The sequence below is a fragment of the Deminuibacter soli genome (genome assembly GCF_003412455.1).
Taxonomy (GTDB): domain Bacteria; phylum Bacteroidota; class Bacteroidia; order Chitinophagales; family Chitinophagaceae; genus Deminuibacter; species Deminuibacter soli.
This window is the reverse complement of the sequence record NZ_QTJU01000002.1, coordinates 194,790-211,923: the sequence shown is the minus strand read 5'-3', so window position 1 is coordinate 211,923 and position 17,134 is coordinate 194,790. Positions and strand designations below refer to the sequence as shown.

16 protein-coding genes are annotated in these 17,134 nt (G+C 47.5%); 5 read left to right on the top strand and 11 right to left on the bottom strand.

Annotated features, from left to right (window positions below):
- Positions 1-18: 18 nt before the first annotated feature.
- A complete protein-coding gene (locus tag DXN05_RS07290) occupies positions 19-1,563 on the bottom strand; it encodes a DUF4350 domain-containing protein (RefSeq protein WP_147313856.1) in 1,545 nt (514 codons plus the stop codon).
- Between the two features lie 71 nt (positions 1,564-1,634).
- On the opposite strand from DXN05_RS07290, the gene DXN05_RS07285 reads away from it, so the two are divergent.
- The gene (locus DXN05_RS07285; protein WP_116846582.1) at positions 1,635-1,832 is read left to right on the top strand and encodes a hypothetical protein; all 198 of its coding nucleotides are present in this window, start codon (positions 1,635-1,637) and stop codon (positions 1,830-1,832) included.
- A gap of 392 nt (positions 1,833-2,224) precedes the next feature.
- Here DXN05_RS07285 and DXN05_RS07280 read toward each other — a convergent pair whose 3' ends face one another.
- The 8 genes from DXN05_RS07280 to DXN05_RS07245 form a co-directional block, all read right to left on the bottom strand.
- The gene (locus DXN05_RS07280; RefSeq protein ID WP_116846581.1) at positions 2,225-3,019 is read right to left on the bottom strand and encodes an L-fucose dehydrogenase; all 795 of its coding nucleotides are present in this window, start codon (positions 3,017-3,019) and stop codon (positions 2,225-2,227) included.
- A 37-nt stretch (positions 3,020-3,056) separates the two neighbouring features.
- On the bottom strand, positions 3,057-3,887 hold the full coding sequence (locus tag DXN05_RS07275; RefSeq protein WP_116846580.1) for an amidohydrolase family protein: 831 nt from the start codon (positions 3,885-3,887) through the stop codon (positions 3,057-3,059).
- Complete coding sequence (locus tag DXN05_RS07270; protein WP_116847122.1) at positions 3,874-4,731, bottom strand: fumarylacetoacetate hydrolase family protein; 858 nt, start codon at positions 4,729-4,731, stop codon at positions 3,874-3,876. The genes DXN05_RS07275 and DXN05_RS07270 overlap by 14 nt, the downstream gene beginning before the upstream one ends.
- 80 nt (positions 4,732-4,811) lie before the next feature.
- On the bottom strand, positions 4,812-5,576 hold the full coding sequence (locus DXN05_RS07265) for an SDR family NAD(P)-dependent oxidoreductase (protein ID WP_116847121.1): 765 nt from the start codon (positions 5,574-5,576) through the stop codon (positions 4,812-4,814).
- Between the two features lie 169 nt (positions 5,577-5,745).
- Positions 5,746-6,075, bottom strand: coding sequence for an L-rhamnose mutarotase (locus DXN05_RS07260; RefSeq protein ID WP_116846579.1), 330 nt, complete (start codon positions 6,073-6,075; stop codon positions 5,746-5,748).
- Positions 6,076-6,103: 28 nt separating this feature from the next.
- Entirely contained in the window at positions 6,104-7,411 is a 1,308-nt protein-coding gene (gene fucP / locus DXN05_RS07255) for an L-fucose:H+ symporter permease (RefSeq protein WP_116846578.1), read from the bottom strand.
- A gap of 1,495 nt (positions 7,412-8,906) precedes the next feature.
- Complete coding sequence (locus tag DXN05_RS07250; protein WP_158559158.1) at positions 8,907-9,341, bottom strand: MarR family winged helix-turn-helix transcriptional regulator; 435 nt, start codon at positions 9,339-9,341, stop codon at positions 8,907-8,909.
- A gap of 68 nt (positions 9,342-9,409) precedes the next feature.
- A complete protein-coding gene (locus tag DXN05_RS07245) occupies positions 9,410-10,528 on the bottom strand; it encodes a mechanosensitive ion channel family protein (RefSeq protein ID WP_211330000.1) in 1,119 nt (372 codons plus the stop codon).
- A gap of 123 nt (positions 10,529-10,651) precedes the next feature.
- Between DXN05_RS07245 and DXN05_RS25125 the strand changes: the two genes are divergently transcribed.
- Positions 10,652-11,251: a TetR/AcrR family transcriptional regulator gene (locus tag DXN05_RS25125; RefSeq protein ID WP_116846576.1), complete on the top strand. Its 600-nt coding sequence runs from the start codon at positions 10,652-10,654 to the stop codon at positions 11,249-11,251.
- Here the strand turns inward: DXN05_RS25125 and DXN05_RS07235 are convergent.
- The gene (locus tag DXN05_RS07235) at positions 11,246-11,953 is read right to left on the bottom strand and encodes an SIP domain-containing protein (RefSeq protein WP_116846575.1); all 708 of its coding nucleotides are present in this window, start codon (positions 11,951-11,953) and stop codon (positions 11,246-11,248) included. The two genes, DXN05_RS25125 and DXN05_RS07235, sit on opposite strands and share 6 nt — an antisense overlap.
- Positions 11,954-12,860: 907 nt before the next feature.
- Here DXN05_RS07235 and DXN05_RS07230 point away from each other — a divergent pair.
- On the top strand, positions 12,861-13,523 hold the full coding sequence (locus tag DXN05_RS07230) for a LytR/AlgR family response regulator transcription factor (RefSeq protein WP_116846574.1): 663 nt from the start codon (positions 12,861-12,863) through the stop codon (positions 13,521-13,523).
- Between the two features lie 279 nt (positions 13,524-13,802).
- Here DXN05_RS07230 and DXN05_RS07225 read toward each other — a convergent pair whose 3' ends face one another.
- Positions 13,803-15,116, bottom strand: a complete 1,314-nt coding sequence (locus tag DXN05_RS07225) for a sugar porter family MFS transporter (protein WP_116846573.1) — start codon at positions 15,114-15,116, stop codon at positions 13,803-13,805.
- 227 nt (positions 15,117-15,343) lie between these two features.
- Here DXN05_RS07225 and DXN05_RS07220 point away from each other — a divergent pair, with 227 nt between their 5' ends.
- Together DXN05_RS07220 and DXN05_RS07215 are read left to right on the top strand one after the other, a co-directional pair.
- Entirely contained in the window at positions 15,344-15,772 is a 429-nt protein-coding gene (locus DXN05_RS07220) for a hypothetical protein (protein ID WP_116846572.1), read from the top strand.
- Between the two features lie 199 nt (positions 15,773-15,971).
- Positions 15,972-16,985: a LacI family DNA-binding transcriptional regulator gene (locus DXN05_RS07215; protein WP_116846571.1), complete on the top strand. Its 1,014-nt coding sequence runs from the start codon at positions 15,972-15,974 to the stop codon at positions 16,983-16,985.
- The last annotated feature ends 149 nt before the right edge of the window (positions 16,986-17,134 follow it).

Sequence of the window (17,134 nt, the reverse complement as noted above, 5' to 3'; positions counted from 1 at the left end):
AACGCTTACCGGTACCAGTTATTTTGAAGCAGGTACCTGTTGCAGCAGCCAGCGGGCAAGATCCTGTGCTGCCTTAAAATTATCTGCATCTGCAGCGGCATTGCGGCCATCGGTATACTCGTTGTACAACCAGGGATCATCTACCGCGAATACAGTACCCTTACCTACCTTGGCCACTGATACCAGCACATCGCCCTGCCGGGTAAAATGCGCTTTGGCAGGCGGCTGCAGTGTTTGGGTGCAGATCTCTTTCATATAAATTCTGCGGGCAGTGGTGAAAATGCTGTCACCCTGCGGTATGTCCATCTGGCCGGTTTCGTACTGCCTGCCCGCAACTTTATTGCGAACGTCTTTATTAAAATGGATACCGAATTTTTCGCTGAGTATATTGAAATGATCAAATTCGGTATTGGCCGAATCGTTCATCATCATCACCAGTACACCGCCCTTGTTTACCCAGTCATAAATATGCTGTGCAGCTTCGGGGGTCATGTAATTGGGCATGGGTGATTCTGCTTTGGTATCAGGATCAACAATGATGTACACATCAGCCTGCTGGAGTGTTGCCGCATCGGGTGAAATATACAGGGTATGGGTTTGGGCGCCTGTTGCGCGGAAGATATTTCCCCAGGCATAAAAGCCGTTATTGTCCATCTCCTCCCATTTATAGTGGAAGGAAGTATTGGCGCCTGTGGTATCGTTGCGGTGTTCGTTGTTAAAGTAACTGTCGAGCAGTATGGTTTTGTTGCTACCTGTTTTGGGAACAGCGGCCAGCTCCAGTTCAGTGCCTGCCAGCAGGTAAGCGCCCAGTGCGAAAGCTTTTGTGTTATCATCACCACCGGGCGTTTGCCCGGCTATTGCCGCTCCATATTGCTGCGCGGTAACCAGGTACGATTGGGGCAGCAAACCAAGCCGCACGCCTTTGGCCAGCATATACACCTGCAAGGCACAGCTACCCGCTGTAAAGCGGGTTGCAGACCATAATGCGGCAGTTTGCTTCAGCAGTTGCAGCAGGGCTGCACGTTGTGCGTTTTGCCCGGGAAACTGCTCCAGCACATCAATCAATACCGCACCATAACGGGCGGCATCACTGGTATTGCGCAGGCGGGTTACGGTTTTGCTGTTTTGCAGCAAACTCCGGCCAATGCCGTCAAATGCGGTATCCTGGTGAAAAGGGTTACTGTAAGCTGCAACAAAGGCCTGCTGCTGCCAGGCGTTACCGGTTTGCATGCGCCGGGCGCGTGCTGCGTTATAGTATTTTATTTTCCCGGTAACGTTGTATAAAGTAAGCGCTGCCCGGCCGGGTAAGCCGGCAGTTGTATTGCCGTTTACAAAAGCGTCAACTGTTTTTTCTATATATTGGTAATACCTGCCGTCGCCGGTTGCATACCACCATGCTTCCATACCCTGCAATATCAGGTCGCAGGCATCTTTATCCGCCACGGGTGTTGCAGGCAATGCCAATATTTTCTCAGCAGCAGGCTGCGCCAAAGCCGTTTGTTGTGCGTAGCCGGCAACAGGCAGCAACCATACAAGCAGCGCCGGAATCAACTGTTTTTTCATACAATATCCTGTTATGCGTGCAAAGGCTATACAGTTTTGCTGTACAGCCTGCCCCATCAATATCGCTTTTTATGCTAAAAACTCCAACTGCTTTTGCAGCACAGTACCGCGAACGGCTCCTGCACAACAATGCTACTTATATATTTGATAGCATCACTGCATGCATAGCCTTTTTTTTACGCAAACGTTACCGGAAAACAGGCTTTTTCAATGCGTGCAGCAGGCAGGCTGCTGCGCAATGGCCATTACCTGCAGCAAAGGTAGAATGATTTATAATTGTTTAATATACAATTAAAAAACCCCGTTGCAAACAACAGGGTTTATTTTATCACCACAAACACTAATTAAGAAAACGCTTTTTACACTTTAAGTTAACCAGGCAAATATGCACAGGTACGTTAACAGCAAGTATGATGGATAACAGTCACGTGAGACTGTAACAATAATTTACGGGAAACAGGAATAGACTGGATTATAGACGAATGCAGGAGTGTTCTCATAACAGCAAGCATTATACAAGTTAATAATTTGGCAATCGGTTCCGTCGTTACGGTTTTGACATACAGGCGGCAAGCCTGTATACTGAAGTTAGTTTATTTATTTTATAAAACCATCCTATACTGTACTGGTCATAAAAAAAATTATCTTTTTATGCCCGGCATTACAATCCGGCATTGGCCAGCGCCCTGTCCAGGTGTACATAGCCGCCATCCACATGCAGTAACTGCCCGGTGGTATGACTGGATTTTTCTGATAGCAGGAAGGCGGTTGTATTGGCTATTTCTTCGGCAGTGGTCATCCTGTTACCCAGCGGAATTTTCGATGTAATTTCTTTGAGTTTGGCTGCTGCATCAGGCAGGGTCTGAATCCATTTTTCATACTGCGGTGTATAACACTCGGCTACGATAATAGCATTGGCCCGTATGCCATATTTCAGCAGTTCAACCGCCCACTCGCGCGTTAATGCATTACGGGCACCATTGGCTGCTGCATAACCTGATGTGTTACCCTGCCCCGTTTCAGCCGTTTTTGAACTGATATTTACAATAGCGCCGCGGTTTTGTTTTAACGCAGGCAAACAATAATGCGCCAGTAAATAATAATGCACCACGTTGCGATGCAGGGAAGCCACAAAACCTTCATAATCGCCGTTTTCAAGTCCTACCCCGTCGTTAACGCCTGCATTGTTTACCAGGCCATGTATGGTGCCAAATTTATCCAGCACGGCCTGTACCGTTTTTTCGCAGGTTGCCGGGTCAGACAGTTCGGCCACCACCTGCCAGGCCTTGCCACCGGCCTGTTCAACTGCAGCCACTGCTGCCAGGTTATCCTGCTCATTGCGCCCTGCCACTACCGGTATCGCCCCTTCCCTGGCCAGCACCTGCACAATACCTTCTCCAATGCCCTTGGCGCCGCCTGTAACAATGATCACTTTATCTTTTAACTGTAAATCCATCTGTTGAGATTGTTGAATGGTTTGATTGATGAATGGCTTAAAGGCGATACACGCGGATTGCATTCTCACCAAATATGGCTTCCTGTTCTGCTGCTGAAAACCTGCTGTAGTAATTTGTGACCAGCTGCAGCATCCTGCTGTAATTGGCTGCCAGCAAACATACCGGCCAGTCAGAACCATACAGTAAACGGTTGGTGCCAAAGGCGGCTGTTACCACATCCAGGCAGGGATAAATATCCTGCGGCTGCCACTGGTGCCAGTCTGCTTCTGTTACCATGCCCGATACTTTGCAGTACACATGCTCGTGCGCAGCGAGCGCCTGTATATCGACAGCCCATTGTTGCCAGTCGCCGGTTTTGATGGCTGGTTTTGCTATATGATCCAGCACAAATACCTGCGCCGGGAAAAGACCGGCCAGCTGTGCGGTATAGGGCAACTGATCAGGATAAATCAGGATATCATACACATATCCTGCCTTACCCAATGCTGCAATGCCTTTTGTAAAATCCGGCTCAAGCATTAAGGCACGGTTGGTTTCGCCCTGCAGTATATGCCGGAAACCCTTTAATAACGGGTATTGCCGGTATAGTTCCAGTTGCTGCTCCAGGTGGGGTGATTGAAGATCCGTCCACCCCACCACGCCTTTAATATAAGTATTGGCTGTTGCGAGTGACAGCAGCCAATGTGTATGTTCATCTGTCTGGTCACTCTGCACAGCAATACAACCGTCTATATGATGCTGTGCCAGTATGGGCTGCAGGTGTTCCGGCATAAAATTGTTCCTGATCACCGACATCTCCGGCGTTATCCAGGTATCGCGCGTTTCACTGTACTCCCAGAAATGCTGATGAGCATCAATGCGCGGCATAGGCTACCAGTTTTTGTTTGGCAACACCCAGCCCTTCAATACCCAGCTCTACCACATCACCCGGCTTCAGGTATACCTGCGGGTTCATACCCAAACCAACACCTGCCGGTGTGCCGGTAGAAATGATATCACCTGGCAGCAGGGTCATAAACTGGCTTACATATGAAATGAGGAAGGGAACATTGAAGATGAAATTGCTGGTATTGCCATCCTGCATGGTTTCACCGTTTAATTTCAGCCACAGGCGCAGGTTGTTGATATCGCCCAGTTCATCGGGCGTAGCCATAAAGGGACCAATAGGTGCGAATGTATCACAGCCTTTGCCTTTATCCCAGGTGCCATTACGCTCCAGCTGAAACTCGCGTTCACTTACATCGTTGTGCAGGCAATAACCGGCCACATAGCCCAGCGCATCTGCTGCTTCTACATACGATGCTTTTTTACCTATCACCACCGCCAGTTCTACCTCCCAGTCTGTTTTAACGGAGTTCTTCGGAATTATGATATTATCAAACGGACCAACGAGTGCTGTTGTGCTTTTAAAAAAAACCACCGGCTCGGGCGGCAATGCAGCACCGGTTTCCTTTGCATGATCGGCGTAGTTTAAACCGATACAAACAATTTTAGACGGCCTTGCAACAGGACTACCCAAACGCACACCTGCAGGGAGTTCGCGCAGGATACCCCTGTGCGACTGCACATATTTTTCCAGTCGGCCCAAACCACCGGTTTCAAAAAATTGCTCGTTGTAATCTTCTCCCAATGCCGATACATCGTACATTTTATCCTGTAGCTGCACACCGGGTTTCTCTTTGTTCAGTTCTCCGAATCGTATCAGTTTCATAATATGCTTTTTCTGTTGCTGCAAGTTACGCGCCTGCAGGTTTTGTTGCAATGTTGTATTGCAACCTGCGCAGTGCGTAATTAATTATTCAGTTTAACAAACCCGCCGTCAATAGGATAATCGCAGCCGGTAATAAAGGAAGCTTCATCTGAGCACAGGTATAAAATTAAGCCGGCTATTTCCTCCGGTTTAGCCATGCGGCCGATGGGTTGTGTTTTGGATAGCTTCTCAAACATCTCCGCCTCTTTGCCCGGATAGTTTTTAGCCAGGAAGCCATCTACAAACGGGGTATGCACACGTGCAGGTGAAATGCAGTTGCAGCGTATGTTATCGGCGATATAATCTTTGGCTACAGATAAAGTCATGGCCAGTACGGCTCCCTTGGTCATGGAATACGCAAACCGGTCTGGCAGCCCCACCAGCGCCGCGATAGACGACATATTGAGTATTACACCGCCGCCGTTTTGTTTCATCAGCGGAACGGCAGCAAACAGGCAATTGTACATGCCCTTTACATTCACCTGGAACAGCCTGTCAAAATCAGCCTCAGTAGTGGTTTCTACCTTACCGATATGTGAAATACCGGCACAGTTCACCAGTATATCCAGCGATCCGATGGTGTTAAAGGTATCTACAATATCCTGCTGTTTGGTTACATCATTTACATGCGCCACACCGCTGCCGCCTGCTGCAGTAATTTCCTGCACCACGGCGTTTGCCGCAGTATCGTTTACATCAAATGCGTGTACGGTTGCACCTTGCTGTGCCAACAGCAGCGCCACTGCCTTACCAATGCCGCTGCCTGCTCCTGTAACAACTGCTGTTTTGTTCTTTAATGAAAACATGTATTGTGTGTTTAAAAGCATGGGAAACAGTTCCCATGCACCATTCAAATAGTTTCAAAGTTTAAATGTTCAATTTACCGGATGTTTACGAATGCGAATAGCTTTTCTGATTGGCTGTTCATTGACTATTCATTCACTGAAACCACCCACACCCGCGGGCGTTGGTGGCTCACAACTCAAATATCCGTTCCATCAGCACCCATTTTTCGCCTGGTTTTGCGCCTGGAATGGCCTGCTGGTATTTCCACATCAGCTGTTCCCATTGCTGCACTTTTTCATTGGCCGCATCGCTGGATGCTTTTGCTGCAAAGCTGAACCCCCCAGTTGTTTCCATGATCATCATCAGGCGGTTGCCAAAACGGTAAATCTCCATATGCGTAATACCTGCATCTTTAATACTAGCCCTAATCTCGGGCCATACGGCACGGTGGTGGGCTTCATATTCAGCAATCAGAGCGTCATCATTCACCAGGTCAAGTGCCAGGCAATATCTGTTCATGGTACAAGCTTTAGAAACCGTTTATTATTTATACAACAGCAGCGCGGTTATTTGTTTCACCGCTGCGCACCGGCAGCGTGGCTTCGTGCACGCGTGAGCCACGCAATGCATAATACAACACCACGGCAAAACAAACCAACGGAACAACATATGCATTCTGGATGCTGTGTGTTTTATCGGAAATTAACCCCATCACCAGCGGTGCAGCAGCACCACCAATGATAGACATTACGAGGAAGGAAGAAGCAATCTTGGTTTCTTCCCCCAAACCTTTAATGCCCAGTGCAAAAATGGTGGGATACATGATGCTCATAAAAAACGGAACGGCCATTACCGCGTATATGGCCACATTGCCTTTGGCAGTGAGGGCCAGCAGCAGCAGCGCTACGTTAATCATAGCATAGATGGCAAGCAACCGCGCGGGTTTTATAAAACGCATCAGGAAAGTGCCGGCAAAACGGCCCAGCATAAAACCCACCATGGCAATAAACCCCCAGAGCGATGCGGCTTCTTTTTCGTTTACATTGTCTACATAACGGGCAAAACGGATAAAGAAACTGCCCACACCCACCTGCGCACCCACGTAAAAAAACTGTGCAGCCACGGCCCATGCAAGATGGCGGTGCCTGAACACTTTCAGGGAAAAGTTGGTACCGGGCGCATGGGAATCTACCTCGCTGTCATCTTCTTTTACATCGGGTATATGGGTAATGACGAACAATACAATCAGTACGCACACAATGCCTGCAATAACGAGGTAGGGAATCTTTACCATGTTGGCTTCAAACTGCAGGTAGTTACCCAGCTGGGCAGGCGACATGCGTTGCAGTTCTGCCGGTGTATGTTCAATACCGGAGAGAATAAAATTACCGCCAATGAGCGGCGCAATGAAAGACCCCACGCCGTTAAAGGATTGTGCAAAATTGAGGCGCTGGGCCGAGGTGTTTTTATCACCCAGCACAGCAATATAAGGGTTGGCAACTGCTTCAAGAAAGGTGGCGCCGCTGGCAATCACAAAAAAGGCGAACAGGAAAAAGCCGTAACTGCGGGCCGAGGCCGCGGGAATTACCAGCAATGCACCGGCAGCGTACAGGATCAGTCCGAAAATAATTCCTTTTTTATACCCGTATTTGTGCATGAGCAGCCCGGCCGGTATGGCCACTACAAAGTAGCCCATGTACACGGATAAGTCGATAAAAGAAGACTGGGTATCGGTGAGCTGGCAGGCTTTTTTAAGATGCGGGATGAGTATGGGATTGATGTTGTGCAGGAAGGCCCATAAAAAAAACAGTGACGTGACCAGGATGAATGGGAAAAAGTATTTGTTCTTTGGCATGTGGCAATAGTTAATCGTGGTGATGGCCTTCTATGGAGCACGAAAGGCACAAATAAACTGATTCCGGCAGTACCGGCATACCGACAAATTAACCAAAGATTCAATTAGATTGGCATTTTGGGAAAGAAAAGCAGGGAGAATTGGCATAACCAGCTTACCGGGAAGGCTAAGGCAATGAAAAAGCCCCCGGCTGTTGCCGAAGGCTTTTATTGGGAGTATGCAGCATAGTCATGTACATCACCCCGTTTGTGAAAAACCCGGTTACAGTCCTATTCCCCCCAGAATATTGCCCAGTAACAGGTTCAACACTTGTAACAAAGCTTGTAACAATTCCATAGTAAGGTGTTTTTGCGTTCATACGTTAGTAAAGCACTGCAGGCGCAGTGCTTTACGTGTTGCAGCAATGTGAGGCTGCCAACAAGTTGTATTGATTTCCACTGTACCGGCTGTTGCGCGGTTTAACCGGTTATGTTGTACCGGGTACAGGTTTATATTAGCCTACCAGGTAGCTGATAAGGTCGTTGATTGAAGTGCCCAGGTTGTGGGTGGTGCCGGGCAGTTGTGCTACCAGTATAGATAACTGCACAAGTAATTGACTAAGCATGGTGTTATTTTTTGTATTTACTGCCGCGTTTTTTGAATTGGTCGCAACAAATGCCAATAGGGTGTTAGTACTTGTAAAGCTTAAATACGGGGCTGTATAGCCGCTGCACTAGCCAAGATAAATATTGAGTACCTGTGAAAGCAGGGCACTCAAACCAGTCAGCAACTGGGTCAGAAATGCGCTAAGCGTCATAAGGTTAGTTTTTTAGATGATACATTGCCGTGTAACAGGCAACTGAAATAAGATGATTGTGTTTCTGGGGCGGTTAGCCGAAAATGGAAGAAATCAGGGTGCGCACATTAGCACTGAGGTTACTGATGAATGCGCCGCTGCTTAAGCCGGAAAAGAGCTGGGTTACGATGTCGTTGATCATAAATAGATGTTTTTAACTAAATGAGTGCCTACCTTGATTTGGATTGGTGTTCGGCTTTTCCAATGGCCTTAAACAGATACTAACCTTCCCTGGAACGAATTTAAAAACATCTAAAAAAAGAAGCATATCCAGTTCATTCATTCAAAAAAGGCAGTGTTCATACAGCGCAGGCGCGATTGCAGGCGGGAAAATGCAAGGCACAAAAAAGGCGGTTGTGGAAACAACCGCCGTACAAAACCTACTGTATTAGCCAAACAAATCAATATAATTAATATATATTTTATCTACTTAATCAACCCTGGCTACCTGAATTAGATGACAGATCAACGATTTTTACCTGATGCTTGCTCATAATCTGATGTGTCTATTCCTTTCTGTTCTAATGCCTTGCCGATCTGTCATCTTTAATTCAGGAACTTATACCAATTTCCAATGCTGAACATTAATTCCTTTACTGGTTCTTTTTTCCTTTTATGCTTTGATATCCGGTGACGTATCAACGGTTGATACCTCAACTTTTACTCTTTTGTACCGTCTGAAATCCTTTTTAACACTCTGAAAAAATCTTCCCTGTCTTTCTCTTCAACCGCTGAAAAAACTTCATCTTCTGCTTCAATCAATGTCTTCCTTATTTTGCCCGTTACACATTTCCCTTCTGCCGTCAAATGCACAATATTCTTTCTTTTATCAAACTGATCCTGCTGGATCACTACTAAGTTTTTTTCTTCCAGAAGCCTTACTGTACGCTGAATTGACGATTTGTCGCGTTCTGTACGGTTGGCTATTTCCTGCTGGGATAAATCACTGTTGAACAGCGTAAACAGAACAGGAATCTGTTCCATTTGTACCGGTAAGCGCATGCTCACCAGCTTCTTGTTTAACACCCGGAACACAGCACATTTGATCCGGTGCATGTGAAATGCAAACAAGCGCTGCAGTTCTTTGTCCTCCATCATGACACAAAGGTAAAAAGAATAGTAGATACATCAACTATTTTTTTAAAAGTTTTTTTTGAAAAACTTCATGACCGCTCTGTTACCACTGCCGGCACCTGCCCGGTGAAGGGGTTGTCGAGGGTTACCCGGTTCTGCGGCAGGCTGCCCGGGTAGTTTTGCTGGATATATACAATGAGGTTCTCCCTGATGTAACAACGCAGATCGAAGGCCTGGCTTGAGTTGTGGGCACTCATGAGGAAGCGGATTTCCATTGTTTTTTCACTGGCATTGGTTATCTGCAGCACCCGCACCCGCTTGTCCCACAGCGGCGCGCCGTCCAGTAAACGGTAAAATTCGGCCCGCAATGGCTCCAGCGGAATGGTATAATCCATGTACAAAAACACCGTTCCCAGCAGTTCAGACGTGCTGCGCGTCCAGTTCTGGAAGGGCTTTTCTATAAAATAGTTGATCGGCACGATCAATCTCCGCTGGTCCCAGATGTTCACCACCACGTAGGTCAGCGATATTTCTTCTACCCTGCCCCACTCACCTTCCAGCACCAGCACATCGTCAATACGGATGGGTTGGGTAAACGCAATCTGGAACCCTGCCAGGAAATTGCCCAGCGATTTCTGCGCCGCAAAACCAATGATAATACCGCCTACCCCTACGCCGGTAAGCAGTGTAGCGCCTATTTTACGCAGGTGATCGAAGTTGAGCAGCACGGCACAAACCGTTAATATAATGATGGTGGTAATTACCAGCCTCCGTACAAACTGCAGCTGTGTGCGTATTTTACGCGCCCGCAGGTTGTTCTCTGCACTGGAATCGTATACATGATAAATATAATCCTGCACTACGTTGGTGATGCTTACCAATATGGCGGCAAAAGCAATAATCAGGGATATGTCAACAAATTTATCATACGCCGGGAAATACTTCGGTTTAATGCGGATGAGCGGTTCTGCCAGGTTCAGGGCCAGGAGCGGCAAAAAGTAGTTCACCGGTTTGCCCAGGTGTTTAATGATAGACCGGGTTAAGGAGTATTCCCCCTTTTTGGCGTACAGGAACTTAATGGTAATGGCAAGCAGCCATTTTATAATTAACCCCACCAGTATGGCACCGGCTATCAGCATCAGGTTCCAGAGGTAATCGGGCAAGTGGTCGAGCGCATTCAGCAGTTTGTCAATCATAGCTTTGTGCATATTGGTTAGCGGTATATTGCAAACAACATGCCCCCACATCACTGATTTGTACAAAAAAACCGGTCAAATGTGTAATTGTATGTGTTATTGGCTTGAGTACTTTTGCAGTAGAACCAAGGACATATGAATCTGGACAAGCGATCCCATATCCTCAACACGGCCAGGCATCTTTTTGCCTCCGGCGGATATGAAGGCACATCGATCAGGGATATAGCAGAACAGGCGAAAGTAAATATTTCAGCTATCTCGTACTATTTCGGCTCGAAAGACAAGTTGCTGGAAGCCATGCTGCAACAGGGTATACAGCTGGTACTGGATACCAATGCCGCCATTGCCGGCAATGAAGAACTGAGTTACCCGGCCAAAATAAACCTGTTTATCACCGCACTGGTACACAGGGCGCTGGCACACCAGGCATTTTACCGCCTGGTAATGGCAGAGCAGATCACCAACAAAAACCCCGTAGTGAGCGCCATGGTGAAAGAAATTAAGGGGCACCAGACTGAAATACTCAGTTCCCTGATCTATGGCGGACAGCAAACCGGTTATTTTCTTCCCGGCGAACACGATGTATTGCTGCTGTTCAACACCATGCTCGGCACCATTACCCAAACACTGATTGACCAGGATGAAATGCAGGACGAAGCCGGCATTGAAACAAAACTCACCGAACACATCAAGGCCATTACCCGCAATTTTCTCGGCGGCAGCTGGCATTTATGACCAGAAGGCCTGTGCTTTAACCAGTGCACCACCATAACGCAGGCTCCTGAGCTGCCTGCGCAGGGTAGCCACGGCAGGTGAATAACCGGCCACATATACCGTAACATCTTCATGCTGCCGTTTCAGCAGCTCCTGCTGCATCCACTGCAACAATACGGTTTCGCCCCCCGCATCTGTCTGCAGCAGCGGCTGCACATTCATACGCAGGTAATCATTCAGCTGACCGCAATAGGCTTCATGATCCAATGCAATGGCTCCGCACAGGTTAGCCCGGCCGCTATGCGCCAGTTGCTGCAGGGCCCAGTAATGACCAATGGTGCTGGCATCGCCCAGGCACAGCAAAGTGCTGCGTTCCGTAGCGCTGTGCACGCTGCCGCTTACCCCCAGGTACACGATTTCATCCCCCTCTTCCAGGTTATTGGCCCAGTTGCTGCCCGCTCCCGCATGTGCGGTATGAATATATAAGGTACAGGTATGGGTTTCCGCATCCCAGCCGGCAATGGTATAATCACGGTATTGGGCGGGTGCTACACGGCATTTAATGTGTTGCACACTGGAAAACCGGTACATATCAATATCCGGCAGGTGCAGGTCTATTTCCACAAAACCGCCCGGCTCCCAATGGCGTACACCCAGTACACGCCCGGTTTTACCAACCCGGTTTTCGATGAGCGCGATGGCTTTCTGTTTAATATTGAACATAGTGTGTTTTTTGAAATTTGAGTACAACGGTTAGTATTTGCAAAACAACAGAACTCCGGCTCCCGAAAAATGGATAATCAGGGGAAAGGATTGGATAATCCGGGGGATGTGATGAGCGGTAAGGCGTGAATCGTCAGTCGTCAGTTGTGAGTGATCGAAGCGGGTAACAATTCGAGAATCGAGACATCGACACGTCGAGACTATCTAAGCGGGTACCAATTTCGAGAATCGAGACTTCGATACGTCGAGACCATCTAAGCGAGTACCAATATACTTGTCGCAGGAGGCGATTTATACTGAACAAACTTGCAGCCCGTAGCCTGAGCTTGCGACCGTTTTCCTGTCGTGAATGATTTAACCTAAGCGAAGCTGCTTCCGCAAGCCATCTTAAAAAATTAAAAAAGCTATCAAAAGCTTTCAAGAAGCTCTCCCGGGCTGCCCGGCAGGCCGGGAGCAGGCTACTGTTGCCGTTTGGCCGTAACCTCTCCCATGCATTATTATTGTTGTTTAGTGCTTCTATACAGATCGATCTTGATTGCAGCGAATGTTGCCGGTGAGGACACCGGCAACATTCGCTGTTTTATTCACTATTGCCTATTCACCATTCACCAGTGATCCGTTCCCACAACCCCTCCGCTTCAATCACTCACCACTGACCACTCACCACTCACCAGCCACCACTCACCAGCCACCCTGACCTTTTTTTGTTTGGGAATACAGGAATCTGTATTTTCATGGGCCATGCGACCAGACTATCCATCAAAAACATACCACGACAAGCGTACAAGCTATGTACTGCTGATGGAATCACTCGCAACAGATTCGCCTTCCCACCTCCCCCGTTAATTGCCTGAACGCAGGCTCCTCATCTTTTTAACACCGGCCCAGCGCCATACCCAAAACAACTATGCAATTTTTGATTGTGAATGAGCAGGCATTCTCCTGCCAGGCCTTGCGCACTATTATTATGCAATGCCGTCCCGCCGCCACCGTATACACCTGTGCAACCACCCAGCAAGCTGCTGATCTGCTGCAACAGCACGAGATCACCGCCATGTTTCTGAAAGTGAAAGATTGGAACTATACCAGCTTTGCCGAAATGCAGGCACACCACAGACCCTTGCTGGTATTTATTTCGGAGCATAATGAAAAAGGCACAGAGCTGCTGGCAAAAGATTTATCCCTTCACCTCAAAGAACCCTACTGCCTCACCAGTGTAAACAGGATATTGCTGAACATAGAACATGGCCTTTTCCGCGCGCAGTATCACTGGAATTTTTTCTTTATCAAACACAACTACCGCTTTAAGAAAATACACTTCCCCGATGTGCAGTGTATTGAAGCCAAAACCAACTACATCACCATTACCGTTCCGGGCAACCAGTTTATGATTGCCTGTTCACTGAATAAAATAATGACCTTATTGCCGCAGCAGCAGTTTTTCCGGGTAAACCGCCACCTGGTGCTGCCCGCTGAAGTAGTGCAGGATGCCCACAAAGGCCGCCTGCTATACGGCGACAGGGAAATACGCCTGAGCCGCCGCCGGCGAAGAGAAGGCGTGATTGCATAAAAAAAGGCTCCCGCGGGGAGCCTTTTTTATGCGTTTAAACGTTTAAGAGTTCGAAAACAGCTGCAAGCTTCAAGCTACGAGCTGCAAGTTTGTTCAGTATAAATCGTCTCCGGCGACAAGTATAGCACTCGCTAAGATAGTCTCGACGTGTCGATGTCTCGATTGTCGAATTGTTATCCGATAAGATAGTCTCGACGTGTCGATGTCTCGATTGTCGAATTGTTATCCGATAAGATAGTCTCGACGTGTCGATGTCTCGATTCTCGATGTATTTTCACGCTATTCAATCCCCAGCTCCTTCTGTATATCTTCCAGCGAACGCCCCTTGGTTTCGGGGAGAAACTTCCAGACGAATACCAGGTGCAGGCACATCATTACAGCGTAAAACACGAAAGAGTAATAACCACCCAGCACACTGCTGCCTACGATAATGGGAAAGGTCCACGAGATAATCGCATCCATAATCCAGTGAGTAAAGCTGCCCAGCGAGCCGCCTTGTGAACGTACCGCGTTCGGGAATATTTCGGAAATAAACACCCAGATAACGGCGCCCTGCGAAAAGGCGAAGAAGGCGATAAAGCCAATCAGGTAAATCAACACCTCCTTGCTTTCCTGTCCGGGGTTTCTGAAGGCATAGGCCGTGAGTGCGAGAAACACGATCATACCAATAGAGCCGATAATAAGCAGGGTTTTGCGGCCAAAGCGGTCAATCACCGACATGGCCAGTAAGGTAAACAACAGGTTGGCTGCGCCGATATAAACAGGCTGCAGGTAAGCATGTGCCTTATCAAACCCGGCCATTTCAAAAATACGCGGGGCATAGTATAAGATGGCGTTGATACCTGCCAGCTGGTTAAACATCGCCAGCAGCACAGCATATATAATCGGGCGGGCATAACGTTTCTGGAAAAGTGATTCCTGGTGTTGTTTTACCGATTCACGTATGGCGGTAATTACACCCTGCACATTGGTTTCCTGCAGGCGGTTCATTACGGTAATGGCTTCTGCTTCGCGGCCATTCAGCACCAGCCAGCGCGGACTTTCAGGGATGCTGCGCAGCAGCAGCCAGAACAAACCTGCCGGTACCACCATAATACCCATCATATAACGCCAGGCATTATCACCAAGACCTACAAATAAAAAGTTGGTGAGATACGCGATAAAAATACCGGCCACAATATTTAACTGGAAAGAACCTGCCAGGCGGCCACGCAAATGTGCGGGGGAAATCTCTGAAATATACATGGGGCCTACCACAGAAGAAACACCCACGGCAACGCCACCGGCAAAACGGAAGAACACAAATAATAACCAGGTGCCTGCGGTTGCACAACCGATAGAAGAGAACAGGTAAATAACGGCAATAGCCATCAACACTTTTTTACGGCCCAGCTTTTTAGCGGGCATACCGGCTACCAGTGAACCCAGCACCGTACCTATTAAACTGGCGGCTACTGTAAAGCCCTGCCAGAAGGGACTTAACGACCACAATTGCTGGATAATGGCTTCTGCGCCTGATATAACTGCTGTTTCAAAACCAAATAAAAATCCTCCCAAAGCTGCGATCAATGCTATGCGAACGGGGTATGACATATGGCTGATATTGTTTTACGTGTCAAGATAACATTCTCACGCCATACAACAGGACTTCTGTTCGGTTGCGGACAGAAAATTGTTCACTAACGAACACGTGCTTGTACTAACCATTCTACCGAACAATTGATTATCAGCACATTGTCATATCTCTGGCACATTGGCACCGGTTTGGACTTATACTATACAACAACACAAAAAATAATAAAACTTATAAAAACGCAATTATGAAAAAGCTTATCCTCGCCGCCGCCCTTTTTGTTTTCGCCATTAACGCTGCTATGGCCGCCAACATTGAAAATACTTATGCCAGCAGCCTGGTTAAAAAAGAATTTCCCGGTGCCAGCAATATCACTGCAAAAGAAAACGAAGATATGATCACCGTAAACTTTATGGTAAACGATCAGCGCATGCAGGCATTCTACGATAAAGAAGGTCACAAACTGGGCAGCAGCCGTGCTGTGCAGCTGCAGAACCTGCCTTTGAATGCCTATAAAGTAATCACCACCAAATATGCTGATTATACTGCAACAGAAGCAGTTGAACTGAACCATGAAGAAACAGGCCACCACTACTATGTGTCATTACAGAACGAAACAGGCAAAGTAATACTGCAGGTTGATGATGCCGGAACAGTAAGCATCTTCAAAAAATAAGAACAACTATAACAATTTTTCTTATGTGCAAGCAAGGGCAGCCGCAGGGCTGCCTTTTGTTTTACGCATCCTTGAAACCCTTATACAGAAATGATTTCAGGCTATGCAAACGTTTGAGTAAACCGTGTGGCCGGGCGATTGACAGCGGCAGGTGTCGCGATTTTCCGTTATTTTTATCCAAGTCAAAACGAGTGCCCCCATGAGTAATCCGCCTACTATCAAAGAAATAGCCAAAAGGTTAAACATCTCCCCTTCCACGGTGTCGCGTGCCTTGCACGATCATCCCAGCATAGGGCTCAGAACAAAAATGCGTGTGCACCAGCTGGCCAAGGAACTGAGTTATGAACCCAACCAGACCGCTATCTTTTTTCAGCAGCGCAAAACCTATACACTCGGGGTAATCATGCCTTCCTTGTCTGAAGCCTTTTTCTCCTCAGCTATCAGCGGTATTGAAGATGCAGCCAATAAAAACAGGTACTCGGTACTGATGGGACAAAGTCATGATGACGAACAGCGCGAGAAACAGATTGTGGAAACCATGAAGAATCACCGGGTAGATGGCATCATTGTATCTATCTCGAAAAACACGGTGAACTACGATCATTTCGAGATGCTGAAGAAATACAATATCCCCATCGTGTTCTTCGACCGTATTCCCAAACTACCCAACATACATTATGTAGCCTGCGATATGGAAGCAGGCACCATACAGCTGGTAAACCATTTGCTGAAAGACGGGCACAAGGTAATAGGCATGATCAACGGACCTGAAAAGCTGTATGCCAGCCAGCAGCGCCTGGACGGGTATATAAAAGCGTTGGGCAAAAAACCGTTGAAGTTTGACCCATCGCTGATTGCCACAACCGATCTTACATGCGAAGGCAATTTCCAGGCAACACAGCAATTACTCTCTGCCAAAAGAAAGGTAACCGCCATTGTTGCCTTTAACGATTATGTGGCGCTGGATGCCATTAAATATGCACGTGAAAAGAAAATCAAGATAAACCAGGATGTAACCTTTGTGAGTTATGCCAACCTGCCCATCAGCTCGTATACTGATTTTCCGCCGGCGATTACGGTAGACCAGTTCCCGTACCTGCAGGGACAAAAGGCCACGGAAATACTGCTGGAGTTATTGGAGAAGGGTGACAAGGAACAGGAAGAAACAACATATTATAAAATTATTGTTGAATCGAAACTGATCTTTCCGTAGCTGCAAAATCATATTGCCACAAGCCTTACCGCAACGGCACCGGCTGTATTGCAGCAGGCATGGGCTTGTGCTTTCCTTACTGAACAAAATAACGCAACCGTTTGTCTGTTGTGAATACATACAGGTTTAATAAGTTTGAATACTTTTCC

Excerpts from the sequence above, each read along its gene's own strand:
- DXN05_RS07290 (WP_147313856.1), bottom strand. The coding sequence starts at position 1,563 with ATGAAAAAACAGTTGATTCCGGCGCTGCTTGTATGGTTGCTGCCTGTT.
- DXN05_RS07285 (WP_116846582.1), top strand. The coding sequence starts at position 1,635 with ATGCTAAAAACTCCAACTGCTTTTGCAGCACAGTACCGCGAACGGCTC.
- DXN05_RS07280 (WP_116846581.1), bottom strand. The coding sequence starts at position 3,019 with ATGGATTTACAGTTAAAAGATAAAGTGATCATTGTTACAGGCGGCGCC.
- DXN05_RS07275 (WP_116846580.1), bottom strand. The coding sequence starts at position 3,887 with ATGCCGCGCATTGATGCTCATCAGCATTTCTGGGAGTACAGTGAAACG.
- DXN05_RS07270 (WP_116847122.1), bottom strand. The coding sequence starts at position 4,731 with ATGAAACTGATACGATTCGGAGAACTGAACAAAGAGAAACCCGGTGTG.
- DXN05_RS07265 (WP_116847121.1), bottom strand. The coding sequence starts at position 5,576 with ATGTTTTCATTAAAGAACAAAACAGCAGTTGTTACAGGAGCAGGCAGC.
- DXN05_RS07260 (WP_116846579.1), bottom strand. The coding sequence starts at position 6,075 with ATGAACAGATATTGCCTGGCACTTGACCTGGTGAATGATGACGCTCTG.
- fucP (WP_116846578.1), bottom strand. The coding sequence starts at position 7,411 with ATGCCAAAGAACAAATACTTTTTCCCATTCATCCTGGTCACGTCACTG.
- DXN05_RS07250 (WP_158559158.1), bottom strand. The coding sequence starts at position 9,341 with ATGGAGGACAAAGAACTGCAGCGCTTGTTTGCATTTCACATGCACCGG.
- DXN05_RS07245 (WP_211330000.1), bottom strand. The coding sequence starts at position 10,528 with ATGCACAAAGCTATGATTGACAAACTGCTGAATGCGCTCGACCACTTG.
- DXN05_RS25125 (WP_116846576.1), top strand. The coding sequence starts at position 10,652 with ATGAATCTGGACAAGCGATCCCATATCCTCAACACGGCCAGGCATCTT.
- DXN05_RS07235 (WP_116846575.1), bottom strand. The coding sequence starts at position 11,953 with ATGTTCAATATTAAACAGAAAGCCATCGCGCTCATCGAAAACCGGGTT.
- DXN05_RS07230 (WP_116846574.1), top strand. The coding sequence starts at position 12,861 with ATGCAATTTTTGATTGTGAATGAGCAGGCATTCTCCTGCCAGGCCTTG.
- DXN05_RS07225 (WP_116846573.1), bottom strand. The coding sequence starts at position 15,116 with ATGTCATACCCCGTTCGCATAGCATTGATCGCAGCTTTGGGAGGATTT.
- DXN05_RS07220 (WP_116846572.1), top strand. The coding sequence starts at position 15,344 with ATGAAAAAGCTTATCCTCGCCGCCGCCCTTTTTGTTTTCGCCATTAAC.
- DXN05_RS07215 (WP_116846571.1), top strand. The coding sequence starts at position 15,972 with ATGAGTAATCCGCCTACTATCAAAGAAATAGCCAAAAGGTTAAACATC.